Here is a 13228-nt window from a genome sequence, read left to right on the forward strand (position 1 = left end):
GAACAGAACTATTGCGCAACAATGACTTTAGTGCATATGAGTACTGAACGACCAGCGTTCAGAAGCCGGCTGCACAACCCCGGCAACACCGGCATCGGCGTGCCGTCAGCTTCTGAAAATGACAGTTTCGCCGGACCGTGTTTTTGATCGTTCGGCCCAGCTCTGCCATGTCCGCCAGTGACCCGTTGACCCCTAAGAACGCTTCGTCGCAGGAGTAGATTTCCACCCACGCACTGTACCGGCCCAACAGGATCATCACCCGCTGACTGATATCTCCATATAACTCATAGTTACTCGACCGGGCGACCAGCCGCCTCTCCACCGGAATAGCCGCCGCTGCCAGGTGCTGGAGTTTGAACCAGGGCGTGCCCATCTCAATACCCAGGGCCTTCGCCTCGGAACTGCGGGTCACTGCGCAGCCGTCATTATTGGACAACACGACCAGCGGTTTGCCTTCCAGCGACGGATCAAACGCCCGCTCCGCGCTGGCATAAAAACAATTCACATCAACATGAGCAATGTAATCACTGCGGGGCATGATCCCCGGCCCCCTCGGCTCAGCCGTCCGTATCCGCATTAGCTGACACCTTCCCGCCCGGTACTGGTTTCAGAGGTGATGCAGGCAGGTCTGGGCGACTCCCCAAACCGTGAGGGACTGAAGGTCAGCAACCCGGATGTCCGGGTATTCCGGATTCTCCGCCTGAAGGACCACTCCCCCGCCCATCAGCCGCAAACGCTTGATCGTGAGCTCACCATCCAAGACAGCGACAATTATGGACCCGTCCTTGGGTTCCAGGGCCCGGTTCACGATCAGTTCGTCCCCATCACTGATACCCGCACCCTCCATGGAATGACCGGAAACCCGGACAACGTACGTACTGGTGACGTCCTGGATCAAATGATCATTAAGGTTCAGCCTGCCATCAAAGTAATCCTGCGCCGGTGACGGGTAACCGGCCGCCACGAGAACGGGGGCGAGCAGCAGGTGCACGGCCGGGGCCGGGGAGTCAACTAAAAATATATTCGATATTACGGTCATGGCACACCAACTACTAGAAATCAGTTTCTAGTAGTTGAGTGTAGACGCCCCCACGGACAACGACCATGCCAGTCCTCACGGGGTGACCGGGGGAAGCACCTGGCTTAGGGGTACACCTCGACGGTCACTACATCGCCGCCTGAGGTCGATCAAACATAGCTAAACTCTCGGAGGCATTGGAATGGCTTTCAAAGAAATGCAACAGTCGAGCCCACGTAACTAACGGTCGACACCGGCAGGAGTGTCGCATATAGGGTGTGAATCTCAACGCTAAGTGGTGCGCCTCTGATCGCTGCTGGAATTTGTAGGGGCGGCTCATGCTTCTGGGATTTTTCCAACGTACCAGCAACATCGTGCGCAATTGATAGCTGGAAAGCTGGGATATCCCGGTCGTCCGGACTAACTTGAAGACAGCCGTTTCACGCGGCTGCCGGCTGAGCGTCAGGACAAATTTAATGCCGAATGAGAAGCTCCCCACCCAACCGTTCCTTCGGACCGCAATTTTTGCCTCCCTGCTCGGGCTGCTGCTCGCTGGATGCAGTAGCCCAGTTGCACAGCCGCCGGCGAGCGACCCACCAAAGGTGACGGAGACAGGAGCGCAACGGCCGCCGTCTTCCCCTCCCATTGCCACATCCACGTCCACGTCCACGTCCACGTCCACGTCCACGGGGGCCACTACGTCCGCGTCCACGGGGGCCACTACGTCCGCGCCAGCTGCCCCGAAGGCTTGGCCGGAGGTGGTGGCCGAGGTGCAGTCCGGGGTGGGGCAACTCAGTGTCACCCGATGTGACGGCAGTTCAACAGGTACTGGATTCCTGGTGGCGCCGGATCTTGTGGTGACTGCGGCGCACGTGGTTGACCAGGCTTCAGCCATTACGGCCTCCTTAGATGGAACTGCTATCCGGGGTGTGGTCCTGGGCTTCAACAAGCTGGCGGACCTGGCACTCGTCCGGATGAACACGCCTGTCAGCGGGCACCAGTTCACCTTCGAGACGATAGAACCCGCCCTCGGCATAGATGTGGCGGCTTTGGGCTATCCGGACGGCAAAACCCTCACACTCACCAGAGGAGTTGTGAGCGGGCTGCACCGGGACATTGACTTAGGGATCGGCTTCATCGGGGACATGATTCAAACGGACGCAGCCATTAACCCGGGCAACAGCGGCGGCCCCCTGCTGGGACAGGACGGACTCGTTTCAGGGGTGGTCAGCGCGTACCTTCCCCAGGCGCAGTCCACCGCTTATGCCGTCGCTGCCTCCCGAGTGGCAAAAGCAGTGAAGGAATGGCAAGCCCGGGGCGTGCCGTTGGCGCCGGTTGATTGCGGAGGGGCGCCCGCGCCAGACTCAGGCGTATTTTCCATGAAGGTCAGTTCCAGCCACGATCAGGCGAACAACGTTGGTCAGGCCTTGTTGTTACATGGCCAAGGCATCAACCGAGGTGCCTATGCTGCGGCCTTCAAGCAGCTCACCCCGGAGCTGGGAGCAAGTTTCGGAGGCGAAGCCAAGTGGAGCGAAGGCCTTGGTTCCTCCTACTGGACCAAGCTCGACGTGGTAAATGTCATAGGGGCGGGCAATTCCCTGGTGGTCAACGTTCTCCTGCAGACCCGGCAGGATGCCGCGCACGGGGTGGCGGGACAAACCTGTTCCGATTGGCGGATCGCCTACACCATGGCGTGGGACGGGGCAGCCTGGCGCATAGCCGGTACAGCGCTGCCACACGGCGGCCCGCAAGCCTGCACCTAAACTGGCACCGGGGGGTGTCCCTGGAAACACCGAACCGACCGCAACGGCGTCGTAGGCCAAAACTGCTACCCATGTCTCAGCGGTTTCCGTTCATTGCAAGTTCCGGACAACCGGGACTCACTGGTCTCGATGGTGCCGTCAATCGCCTTGATGGTGAGTCTCTCCGCCATCAATGGCACTGACCCCTCAGGACTCGCGAGTGCCTGCGTCAACCTGGTTTCGGCAGCCATACTTGGAATGGGGGCGGCAGTCCTCGCGTTTACGGCAGCCATAATGAGTCCTGGGGGAACTATCCTTATCGCCTCATTCACCCTTACACAGGGCAACGTCCTTGTATTGGCTGGACTTGTCGGAGTAGGTGCGGCCGTCGAAACCTGGGTCGCTACCACATCTGCTGAAAGGACTCTTGGACAGACCCATCACAGGTTCGACGGGGGTCTATCGCAATCCAGCGATTGCGATAGACCGGGGTCTGAGCTACAGCGGAACAGTGGTTGGCGCTAAGCCTTCGAAATTGACCATAAATTGGTGTCATGCCAGTTGAATTTCTCAGTGATGACCAAGTAGCGGTATATGGCCAGTTCTCAGGTCCGGTATCGCCGGCGGAGTTGGAAGGGTTCTTCTTTCTAGATGACCAGGACTTGGAGCTGGTGGGTCGCCGTCGTGGCGAGGGCAGCCGGCTGGGCTTTGGGGTGCCATTGGGAACACTGCGTTTTCTGGGAACGTTTCTTGATAATCCGGTGGCAGTACCGGAAGTGGTGATCAATTTCGTGGCAACACAACTCGGAATCGTCGACGGTTCTGTTTTGGGCAGTTACGTGGAGCGGTCGAAGACGCCCTATGAGCACCGTTGGGAGATAGCTCGGGCATATGGGTACCGGCGGTTCTCCGGCCACGGATCGAATGCGCTCCCTGCCCCAATCGAGGCGGGCATCGGTGACGTTGGCAGCGGCGGCAAAGGCCATGCTCGAATGCGCCGAGGGCGAGGGCGAGGGCCAAGGCCAAGGCCAAGGCCAAGGCCAAGCCCAGGGTGCGGGAGTGGACTCGGCCGAGGCATGGACCCGGTTGTAGGCGAAGGTATCGCGGGAGCGGCTCATGGCCGCGCGGGTACTAAGTCTGTTGACAGAGTTGTCCTATTCTGTTGACAAAAGAAAAACGGGGTGTATTGTTCACAACGGGGAAGAAAGATGTTGCAAACGGTCTCTATCAGTGGCATGAATCTCTCGCCCCTAGCATAAATTTTCACATGACGTCAAGGCGTTTTTGACAAACAGCATCATCACGTCATGTGAATTCTTCTGCAAAAAAACCGACAATCATTCTACAACTGGGGTGGGTATGAATAAAATCGTAAGATCAGTTGCAATCGCATTAACAATTTTTGCTACGGCCATGATCGGAAATGGTGTTGCAAGCGCGGCGGCTCCGACTCCTGAAAACAGTTCAAATGTTACGTCTGCTTCAACGCTCTCCGTCGTCCCTCAGTCAGTCGTGGCTCCTAATGCGATTGGTGTCGTACAGGTAGAATACTGGGGCAATGATTATCCAAAATGCCTGAGTCGCCTGGCTCAAGTGAGAAGCATTTTTGGGGTTCATATCATAACTGCATGTGCAAACGAGGCTACTTGGGTCGATCGCCTTGCTGGTCACCCAGAGAAGTATTTCTTACGGTGGCAACTGACGTAACTAGAAAGTCATGATCTAACGACTTTCTAAATCATCGCTATGATGATAAGTAATTATCATTACGTAGGGCCTTCCGCTATCTCAGCGGAAGGCCCTACGTTGCTGATCACGATCCGCCGCTATCACTGCACCGGCTGTGGGCCTGCGTGGTGCCAGACCGCGAAGTTGTCGCGACGCGCGCTGCGATAGGCGTTGTGAGTCACGCTAGTGCATGGATGATTGTTAAATGTCTAAGTCTTACCAATCGCAACACCAGACCAGACCAGCGTCTGATGTCCCGTTGCTGGGGCAAGTCAATGTGGCCCGGTCGGGGGCAATCATGGCCATTGGCACGTTGGTTTCTCGTGTTTTGGGTCTGACCAAAGTCGCTTTGATTGCAGTCGCTATCGGTGCCCTTGGACCGCTTTCGAGTATCTTTGATGCCGCCAACAACCTTCCAAACCTTTTGTACATCATGCTCGCTGGCGGAGTTTTCAATGTTGTGCTCGTTCCCCAAATCATCAAAGCCAGTCGCCTTCCCGACCGGGGCAGCGATTACCTCAGTAGGGTACTCACTCTCGGTGTAATACTGCTTCTGAGTATCACTGTCGTGGCGACTCTTGCAGCAGGACCGCTCATGAGCATCTTCACGCAGTTCGAAGGCACTCAACTCGTCATCGCGACGCAGTTTGCAGTGTGGCTATTGCCTCAAATTTGTTTTTATGGTCTCTACGCCTTGGTTGGGCAAATCCTTAACGCTCACAACCGCTTCGGTGCCTATATGTGGGCCCCGGTACTCAATAACATCATTGCCATCATTGGGATTCTGGTCTTCCTCCAATTGTGGGGGCCTCAAACCATTTCAGCGGACACACTACCTAACTGGACTATTGAACAGACAGTATTTCTTGGTGGCATGACAACTCTCGGTGTTGTGATGCAAGCGATGGTGTTGCTGGTACCACTGCGTCGGTTGGGCCTGGGTCTGCGTCCCCGGTGGGGGTGGCGGGGCATGGGGTTGAAAGCCACAGGAAAAATTGCAGGATGGGCGTTAGGCACGATGATAATCGGGCAGCTCTCATGGATATTCATCACCTGGGTGGCCACAGGCGCAACAGGCAAAAGCGACAGTACTAGTTCGGATGTCCCTGGTCTCTTCCTGTTCAACAGAGCCACAGATATCTACATACTGCCCCATTCCATCGTGGTGCTTTCTATTGCAACTATCTACTTCAATCAAATGGCCAAAGCCGCAACGAGTGGCAACCAGATTGCACTGAGGGAAGCAGTCTCACGCTTGCTCCGAACTGTAGGCGTTATTACCTTCTTCGGGTCTTCCGTACTGTTTCTGCTCGCCGGACAGATTGGCCGGCTGATTGGTGGCGCCAGCCCTGAAGCAGGCTTCTCGATAGGCGTAGCTGTAGCGATCTTGGCGCTCAGCTCCCCATTCCTTAGTGCCAACTTCATCTTCAATCGTGTGCTCTATGCAACAGAGGACGCTCGGACTCCGTTCGTCCTTCAACTAGTCCTTATTGTCATTGGGGTTGTAGGGGCAATTGCGGTCCTCGGCGTACAACAGGAATACCTGATCTTTGCTCTACTCGGCACAATCAGTGCGGGTAACATCATTGCCGCATTCATCTCAGGCGCCGTACTTCATCGAAAGATCGGCAATTTTGGGATGGCCAACATCATCAAAACTCACTTAAAATTTGCTGCTGGAGCTCTCAGTTCCATCCTGATCGGCGTGCCGGCTTTGATCGCGTTAGGCGGTGCAAGCTTCATAGACGGAAACTTTGATGGCTTCGCCTGGCAATCACCGCTGAATGCCTTCACTACGGCAGTCGCTGTGGGCCTAATAATGGCGGTGATCTATGTACTAACTCTGAAAATCCTGCGAGCTAAGGAAATCAACGACCTACTCTCACCCCTGCTCGGACGATTCTCCCACCACTGTGCTAAGTCCCAGAAACCCTAGCCACAGCAGACAAGGAACCGATTAGTTCCCCAAAGGGAGCGGGATAAATAAAATTCGATACCCACGGGGCGGAACTGGTCTTCCAGATCATCACCGCCCGGGAAAAAGGGCATCCATAGCCCCTAAGCGTAAATTTCCGTACCGTTTCTCCTCAGACCCCAAATCGCCTTCATTGTGGGCCGCCGGGCAGCCAACCGCCGCTACACCTACGGGTACGGTCGAGCCGAGGACCTCGCCGGGCTGTTCATAGTCGCCGTCGTTGCTCTCTCCGTCGTCGCCGCCTGGCAATCCATCGACCGGCTATTCATCCCGCAGCCTCTGCACAACTTGCGGTGGGTGCTGGCTGCAGGGGTCATCGGCTTTGCCGGTAACAAGGCCGTGGCGATCTACCGTATCCGGGTGGGCCGGCAGATCGGCTCTACCGTCTTGGTGGCCGATGGAGTGCACGCCCCGAATTGGCCTGCACATTCGCACCGGAACCTACAGCCCGAGGGGAGAAGGGAAATTCTTCTTCGTCATGATGGCAGCGTTCGCCGAACTCGAACGTGACATGATCCGCGAACGCACCATGGCCGGCCTCGGCGCAGCCCGAGCCCAAGGCCGCACCGGCGGCCGACCCATGATCCCCGATATCCTCGCCGCTGCCCGAGCCAGACACGCCAACGGGGAAAGTCCCACTCAGATCGCCAAAGCACTGGGCATCTCCCGAGCATCCATCTACCAACACATGCCCACCAGCAACACATGAACCATGCAGCCCAAATAGTTTCCTTAGCGCCAACCGCTGTTCCACTAACGGTCAGACCCCAGACCCAGCAGGCTTAGCACCAACCAATGTTCGGTTACTACTCGCCCCCTAGCTCTTGAGTGAAGCTGTGACTCTTTGCGATATTTCCGAGAAGGGTTTTCCGAGGCTGTCGCAGATGATGGCTATGTCAGTCAGGGTGAAAGGGAGTTCATCTCGTAACCTTTTGGCGATGTAGTTCTGACTCATGCCGACTTTACCGGCGAGGGTGAGGCCGGTCATTTTTTGGCGGCCGAGTTCAGCTCGGATTTCGGAGGAGAAGGCTTCCGCCAGGGACATAATGGGAGAATATTCCATTGGGATAACTATTCCTCTTTTCAGTATTTTTAGCTTGCTTGAGTTAGCTCAAAGATACACATAATTATCTTAAATTCAAATTTGTTGCACAGATAGCTGTCCATATACCTGAAAATTATTATGATAACTTATTTGGGTTAGCGGCTCTGGATGCTTGTACACGCCAGACAGGTCACAGGCGAAAGTCCCACCAAGATCACCAAAGCCCTGGGCATCTCCCGCGCATCCATCTACCGCAATCTGCCAGCCATCAATCCCTGAACCATGCCGCAAGAACAAAATCCTTAGCGCCAACCACTGTTCCGCTAACGGTCAGACCCCAGCCTCGACGACACCTACTTGCTCGGCAACATAAGACACAGCACCGTCCGGAAATTCAGCGCCACTACGAACAAAACGCGCCTCCAGCTCGAAGAATTTCAACATCAGTGCGAACCCCAGACGTGTGGCACCAGACTTGTTTCCCAACAAGGTCCAGTCCTCACCGACAAGAGTCCAGCCAAGCAGCAAATCGTCCTGTGGACGCGACATCGAAACCATCACCCCATGCTACTTGTCACCTCAGAACAGCTCTAGGAGTACCAGGCCGTGTTGGGCATGGACTCGAAGACCATGTCGCAAAGCGAACGGAGCACCTCCAGTCCCAAACCTTTTCCGCGCTGGGTTTCGTCTAAGCGTAGGTCGAAGAGCGGGGAGGCGTCCTGCAAATCCTCGAGAGCAGCCATGCCGATACGTAGTTCTTCCTTCACTACCCAATAGCCCTGGGCGTCTTCGTTCCAGAAATGGCCATTCGCAATCTTCGTCCGTGTGTCCGCGGCACGCGGGTCCACCTGAACATGGAACGGGAACCGGTTTGAAGTCAGGAAGCCGACGAGATTTTCAGTGTCGGCTGGAGTCATTGGAACAAAGGTGATGGACATGTTCCGACCCTATCTGCAGTCACAAAGACTGCCCCAGATGCGGATCCGTATCCGATCTGAAGCCCGCCAACTTGATGGCGTAGGAAATTTCTCTGGACGTCGCGAACCATTCCATCGGGCCGACTCACCGCCTATAGGGCAGGGAGAGGACGTAGAGCGTCGTCGCTCCAGCGAACAGTCGCCCGGTCGACGCGTTATTAGACGCCGCGCTTTTCATTTCCCGCGACGCCCCCCACTATGATTTCGTCTATGACGCTCCAGGGATAGCGAGTTGGGTTCTTACCTCATTTGCCAGAACCGATCCCCTCGTATGCCAGAACGGCTACGGGGCTATTTGCTATCCCTAGGAGATACCTTTGACCGACTCGACCGACACGATTACCTATCGCTCGATACTCCGCCGCGACGGAGTGCTTATCACATTCATTGCGGCCACCATTGGGCGGCTGTCTTACGCGATGATCTCGCTCGCACTTCTGCTCACAATTCAGGGCGCGACACACTCATATGCCGCCGCCGGGGCCTCGATCGGCGGCTACGCCCTCATCAGCTTTTTCATGCCGCTCAAATCCAGGTTGATCGACCGGCTAGGCACCAAAGCAGTTCTACCCTGGTTGTCCCTCGGGTTCACTCTGTGCGTCTTCGCCATCTCTGGGCTGGCATTTGAGAACGTCGACGCCGCATTCCCTTACATCGCGCTTGCCATCGGAACCGGTCTCTTTGCTCCGCCACTCGGGCCGTCGATGCGCGCCATTTGGGCCGCAGTCACCCCCGAGCCGGCAGCACGACGCCGCGCATATAGCCTCGACGGAGTTGTCGAGGAGGCGCTTTACGCTGTGGGGCCACTCGCTGTAGGCGGCATCCTCCTAATCGCGCCCAGCTCACTCGTCACGGCGATCACCGGCGCGATGAACCTGATTGGAACCATTTTTTTGGTGTTTTCGCCAACATCACGCCACAACAGTATGAAGTCCACGACCGCCACGGCCAGCGCATCGAGCGGCTGGGCGGGACCGTTCAAGCGACGAGGTTTTGTTTTCTTGCTTCTAGTTCTTCTTGGCATTGGGCTAGGCGGAGGTCCCCTCGAAGTATCTTTGGTTGCGAGATCAGAGGCGGTAGGGCAAGGTCCCAGCGTCGGTTATTTGTTCGCTGCTCTTTCCATCGGTAGTGCCGTCGGCGGCCTTCTCTGGGGGCACTACATTCGTGAAGACCGCCCGCGTCTGCATCTAGCCGTGCTCATCGCAGTATCGGCAGCGTTCGGCCTAATGCTCGTCCCTACGACTAATTTGATTGCCACCGCTTGTCTCCTGTTCTGCGCCGGATTGGCTAGCGCGCCGCTGCTCATTACCGCATACGTCTCTTCCGATGGGTTGGTGCCTGAGGGGGAACAGCGAGAGGCGTCGACCTGGGTGAATACCTTGAACAACATCGGCGTTGCTCTGGGAGCAGCAACCGCCGGAATTTTGATCGACCGCGGTGGCCCCGCGCTCGCTTTCGCGGCCGGTGCTGCAATGTACGTGCTTACTCTGATCTTCGTATTGATCTTCGGACAACTGCTCAGCCCGCGGCCGGTCGAGCAGATCCCGGTTTCGCGGGAAGGCGTCGGCAATGAGCGAAGGGCATTCCCACGATGAAGTTGTTTGATGCGTTCACTGCCCAAGCCAACGGGATGAGAACGGACCCCAAATCTCTGTCGAAGTGTTCGGACTGCGCAATAAAATTGAATTGGGGAAGACCATCGGATGCTGTTATGTATGCGTCGGCTACTCCGATGGAGCCGTGTGCATATTGGCCGTACATCCGGTAGATGACATACAGTGGCGGGTTCCCCACACCCAAGCGCTTCATCTGCCGGTCTATGTTCCGCGCCTGGTCCGCCAGCATGGGCTTCTCCGGAACCAGTTTGCTCAGGACCGCCTTGCAGTCGGCCACTAGTTCGTCAAGGCCTGTAAGATTCTCCGCCAAAGTGGCTTCGACTGTTGCCCGGTTATTGCGATCAAACTCGTATTTGAGGCCCTTGTATCCCTCATTCCCGGTCAGCGAAAGGTAAGCGGGACGATTGATACGCTCTGTTCTATGCTTAAACTTGTCGACCCGGACATTTCCCTCCATGAATCATGGGTAGAAGCTAAGAGTGAGTGGCCAGACGGTCACCAAGACGGTTCAGGTATCCGCCCAGGCGACCATTTCGAAACGACTGAGGACTTCGAAGCCTGGATAAAACGCCTGACCCTGCCAGCTGATCCTTCAATGCTGTTCGACGGGGTGCAGGTGACCGCGAACAGGTTCTGGATAGTGGAGCACGACACCTACCTCGGAGCGATCGAACTCCGGCACGTCCTAACACCTTTCATGCTCGAAGCAGTCGGCCACATTGGGTATAACGTCCGGCCGACAGCTCGCGGGCGCGGTATCGCGAGCTGGGCCCTCAAAGCCGTCCTTCCACACGCCCGCAGCATTGGTCTGACTCGGGTACTACTCACTTGCGATGAACAGAACCTGCCATCAGCACGAACAATAGAGAAAAACGGTGGCGTCCTTGAAGACGTACGCAGCACCGAACTTGGCATTAAGCGCAGGTACTGGATCGACCTGTCAGGCTATTCCGGCGATTAAGCTGGCGAGGAATCAAGCCGCACCGAAAGCAACGGGACGTAGCCATCCAACACAGACTTGAACAAGAACAGGGGTATCCGTTCAAGGAACGCTCTGCGGGACGGTCCCTGCACGCTTTTCATGGAGCACGTGTTGTTTTGGTGTTGATCCTGTGGCGTCAAGAGTCGTTTGAGGTCTGGGAGTGCTGATTCAGGTTGAGTTCAACGAGCACGCGGCTGCGGTTTTGGTTGGCGTGGTTGAATCCAGCGGCGTCGAAGGTGCTGAGGATTCCTGTGAATAATGCAGCGCTGGATTTCTTAATCTGGGTGGTGTCGGTGGGACGGGCACGGAGCGTGTTGGCCCCGTGTTTCCGAGCGTGTTTTACGGCTTCGTGTAGGAGCGCGGTGGCGATGCCTGTGCCCCTATATTCGGCCCTGACGACCAAACAAGTGATGACCCAGATGTCGTCTTCAGCGAGGTGTCCTTTGGGGCCCAGTACTCCTATAGCTGCCATGAGGGGCAATGCTGTGAAAAACTCCGCTTACTTCAGGGGCTTTTCGGGTCTGACATTGTGTCAGGTTGGGTTCTTGGATTCATGGGCTGCGGTGTCCAGAAAACGAGATATGGAGTCTAATCTGACGGTTTTTGGCACCATATTGGACGTCTGATGGGATAATTCTCAACCGACGCGCGATTGCCCCTGGCGGCATGTTCAGGGTTACTGGGCCCACACGAGTAGATCCTTCAATAAAATGGAGGTGTAGCGCAACTCTTGGTGACGGTTCCGGTCTTCAGGTGCTAGGTGTGTCGGTCGGTAGCCTGAGGGGTTGACTTTGGATGAACCCGAGAGTTGACTTGCCAGTATGGAAAACGATTCTGCGAGTTCAGTTGACGCCCTATCCGCAATTCGACAGGGACATGAACGGGCGATCGCGTATGCCCGTTCTCCGTGGTGGTATTACCCTGCATTAGGGATTGGCTACGCGATACTTGGGATCGCTTTTTCATTGGGTGGTTCGATCATCCGAACGCTTGCTCTGATTGCGTTCCTAGCTGCTGGGAAGCTTACGCAGCGCGGTTTTCGGAGAGCCAACGGCGTGTGGGTTGGCGGCTTACGAAGTGGGGTTGCTTCGTGGTGGTCGGTTGGCTTTCTCTTGGTCTCGCTTGGCACCATTGTGGCTGGCTGGCTGATCGGTGAAAGCCTCGGGACGGTGTGGCCCGTAGTGATTATGGCAGTGCTAATTCTGGTTGAAACGCTTCTCTACGGATTCTTCTTTGATCGCGCGGTCCAGCGGAAACGACGTCCGGCTCTTTCATGACCACGGCAATAGATGACTTCAACGAGACGATCCATCCACCTAGGCGGTTGTTTATTTGCTCGTTTTTGGCCTCCGTCGACGAGGCCGAATTTGGTACGTTGCGTGATGCGGCGGGGATCAGTGACTCATCATTGAGCAAGCACCTCTCAGCACTAGCAGGCGCGGGGTACGTGCGCATCCTCAAACCCACCGGACGAGGGCGTGTTCGAACGTGGGTGGCCCTGACAAGCGAGGGGCGTGAAGCATTCGCCAGTCACCGTCGAGCCCTTCAGCTCGTCCTGGGAGCCATAAGCCTTTAGGAGGGAGACTCGCACAGCAAGAAATGGAGCGGAGAACACAATCTTCTGTTCTCCCCTCCATTTCTTTAGCCCTTCAGTTCAAGCCTGCAAGGCACTCAGGCTGTACAGGCTCTCGCGAAACTGATGCCACCTACTGCTGCCGAGAGTACCCAGGCGATTGTTCCCTCCGGGGTCAGTACGACGATGGTGGCTCCAACTAGCGCGATGGCGCAGTCAACGGTTATTGCGTTTGGATTGGAGATGGCTCCGGAGGTCGTCAAGCTGACGACCCGCACCTGTACCCCGTTGATGTATGTCTGGAGATAGCTCCCGTGACAATTGGACAGTGGCTCCCCTTGGGGCAGGAAGTAGCTGCTGCCGTCTGTACCGACACAGTTGTAGTAGTACTGACCAGCTGGCTCCTTAGGGGAGACAATGTTGCTGCCGTTGTTAGTGGCCGACTCGGAATTTGTCAAGGTGGATGAGGCCAGTGGGAGTTAGGCTGCTTTCTTTGTCTCGGGTTTTTCTGGTGGCTTGTTGATCCATACCGTTTCGGGCAGGGCCAGGATTTTGGGGTCCTTGGTGGTGGC

The 13228-nt window shown here is 56.3% G+C and carries 15 protein-coding genes and 3 pseudogenes; 11 read left to right on the forward strand and 7 right to left on the reverse strand.

All coding sequences use genetic code 11. The features are described from left to right. Positions 1 to 124: 124 nt before the first annotated feature. Both IV500_RS20760 and IV500_RS20765 read right to left on the reverse strand, forming a co-directional pair. Positions 125 to 538: pseudogene (locus IV500_RS20760) on the reverse strand (Y-family DNA polymerase); the annotation flags it as partial. Between the two features lie 69 nt (positions 539 to 607). After that, positions 608 to 1039 (reverse strand): LexA family protein, encoded by a 432-nt coding sequence (locus tag IV500_RS20765; protein WP_196398725.1) that lies wholly within the window; start codon positions 1037 to 1039, stop codon positions 608 to 610. A 581-nt stretch (positions 1040 to 1620) separates the two neighbouring features. Between IV500_RS20765 and IV500_RS20770 the strand changes: the two genes are divergently transcribed. The 7 genes and pseudogenes from IV500_RS20770 (at position 1621) to IV500_RS22030 (ending at position 7172) form a co-directional block, all read left to right on the forward strand. After that, positions 1621 to 2781: a S1C family serine protease gene (locus tag IV500_RS20770; RefSeq protein ID WP_312876013.1), complete on the forward strand. Its 1161-nt coding sequence runs from the start codon at positions 1621 to 1623 to the stop codon at positions 2779 to 2781. Positions 2782 to 3314: 533 nt separating this feature from the next. Next, positions 3315 to 3674 (forward strand): annotated as a pseudogene (locus tag IV500_RS20775) (DUF4158 domain-containing protein); the annotation flags it as partial. 43 nt (positions 3675 to 3717) lie between these two features. Further along, on the forward strand, positions 3718 to 3852 hold the full coding sequence (locus tag IV500_RS22025; protein WP_281064092.1) for a hypothetical protein: 135 nt from the start codon (positions 3718 to 3720) through the stop codon (positions 3850 to 3852). Between the two features lie 192 nt (positions 3853 to 4044). Further along, entirely contained in the window at positions 4045 to 4467 is a 423-nt protein-coding gene (locus IV500_RS20785; RefSeq protein ID WP_196398727.1) for a hypothetical protein, read from the forward strand. Positions 4468 to 4693: 226 nt separating this feature from the next. Continuing rightward, on the forward strand, positions 4694 to 6424 hold the full coding sequence (gene murJ, locus IV500_RS20790; RefSeq protein WP_196398728.1) for a murein biosynthesis integral membrane protein MurJ: 1731 nt from the start codon (positions 4694 to 4696) through the stop codon (positions 6422 to 6424). A gap of 162 nt (positions 6425 to 6586) precedes the next feature. Continuing rightward, positions 6587 to 6874: pseudogene (locus IV500_RS20795) on the forward strand (cation efflux transmembrane domain-containing protein); the annotation flags it as partial. Positions 6875 to 6941: 67 nt separating this feature from the next. Beyond that, a complete protein-coding gene (locus IV500_RS22030) occupies positions 6942 to 7172 on the forward strand; it encodes a helix-turn-helix domain-containing protein (RefSeq protein ID WP_281064091.1) in 231 nt (76 codons plus the stop codon). 108 nt (positions 7173 to 7280) lie between these two features. Here IV500_RS22030 and IV500_RS20805 read toward each other — a convergent pair whose 3' ends face one another. The 3 genes from IV500_RS20805 to IV500_RS20815 form a co-directional block, all read right to left on the reverse strand. Further along, positions 7281 to 7508 (reverse strand): helix-turn-helix domain-containing protein, encoded by a 228-nt coding sequence (locus IV500_RS20805; RefSeq protein ID WP_230855292.1) that lies wholly within the window; start codon positions 7506 to 7508, stop codon positions 7281 to 7283. A 330-nt stretch (positions 7509 to 7838) separates the two neighbouring features. Beyond that, the gene (locus IV500_RS20810; RefSeq protein WP_196398731.1) at positions 7839 to 8066 is read right to left on the reverse strand and encodes a DUF4158 domain-containing protein; all 228 of its coding nucleotides are present in this window, start codon (positions 8064 to 8066) and stop codon (positions 7839 to 7841) included. A 32-nt stretch (positions 8067 to 8098) separates the two neighbouring features. Next, positions 8099 to 8446, reverse strand: coding sequence for a GNAT family N-acetyltransferase (locus IV500_RS20815; RefSeq protein WP_230855293.1), 348 nt, complete (start codon positions 8444 to 8446; stop codon positions 8099 to 8101). A gap of 356 nt (positions 8447 to 8802) precedes the next feature. Here IV500_RS20815 and IV500_RS20820 point away from each other — a divergent pair, with 356 nt between their 5' ends. Together IV500_RS20820 and IV500_RS20825 are read left to right on the forward strand one after the other, a co-directional pair. Next, positions 8803 to 10080: an MFS transporter gene (locus IV500_RS20820; RefSeq protein ID WP_196398732.1), complete on the forward strand. Its 1278-nt coding sequence runs from the start codon at positions 8803 to 8805 to the stop codon at positions 10078 to 10080. A gap of 442 nt (positions 10081 to 10522) precedes the next feature. Further along, the gene (locus IV500_RS20825) at positions 10523 to 11062 is read left to right on the forward strand and encodes a GNAT family N-acetyltransferase (RefSeq protein WP_196398733.1); all 540 of its coding nucleotides are present in this window, start codon (positions 10523 to 10525) and stop codon (positions 11060 to 11062) included. A 157-nt stretch (positions 11063 to 11219) separates the two neighbouring features. Here the strand turns inward: IV500_RS20825 and IV500_RS20830 are convergent, their stop codons facing one another. Then, the gene (locus IV500_RS20830) at positions 11220 to 11555 is read right to left on the reverse strand and encodes a GNAT family N-acetyltransferase (protein ID WP_196398734.1); all 336 of its coding nucleotides are present in this window, start codon (positions 11553 to 11555) and stop codon (positions 11220 to 11222) included. A gap of 349 nt (positions 11556 to 11904) precedes the next feature. On the opposite strand from IV500_RS20830, the gene IV500_RS20835 reads away from it, so the two are divergent. Together IV500_RS20835 and IV500_RS20840 are read left to right on the forward strand one after the other, a co-directional pair. After that, on the forward strand, positions 11905 to 12360 hold the full coding sequence (locus tag IV500_RS20835; RefSeq protein WP_196398735.1) for a hypothetical protein: 456 nt from the start codon (positions 11905 to 11907) through the stop codon (positions 12358 to 12360). Next, positions 12357 to 12659, forward strand: coding sequence for a transcriptional regulator (locus IV500_RS20840; protein WP_196398736.1), 303 nt, complete (start codon positions 12357 to 12359; stop codon positions 12657 to 12659). The genes IV500_RS20835 and IV500_RS20840 overlap by 4 nt, the downstream gene beginning before the upstream one ends. Before the next feature lie 95 nt (positions 12660 to 12754). On the opposite strand, the gene IV500_RS20845 is transcribed toward IV500_RS20840, so the two are convergent. Next, entirely contained in the window at positions 12755 to 13114 is a 360-nt protein-coding gene (locus IV500_RS20845; RefSeq protein WP_196398737.1) for a hypothetical protein, read from the reverse strand. Positions 13115 to 13228 lie beyond the last annotated feature (114 nt).

Source organism: Arthrobacter terrae (assembly GCF_015708085.1).
Classification (GTDB): domain Bacteria; phylum Actinomycetota; class Actinomycetes; order Actinomycetales; family Micrococcaceae; genus Arthrobacter_M; species Arthrobacter_M terrae.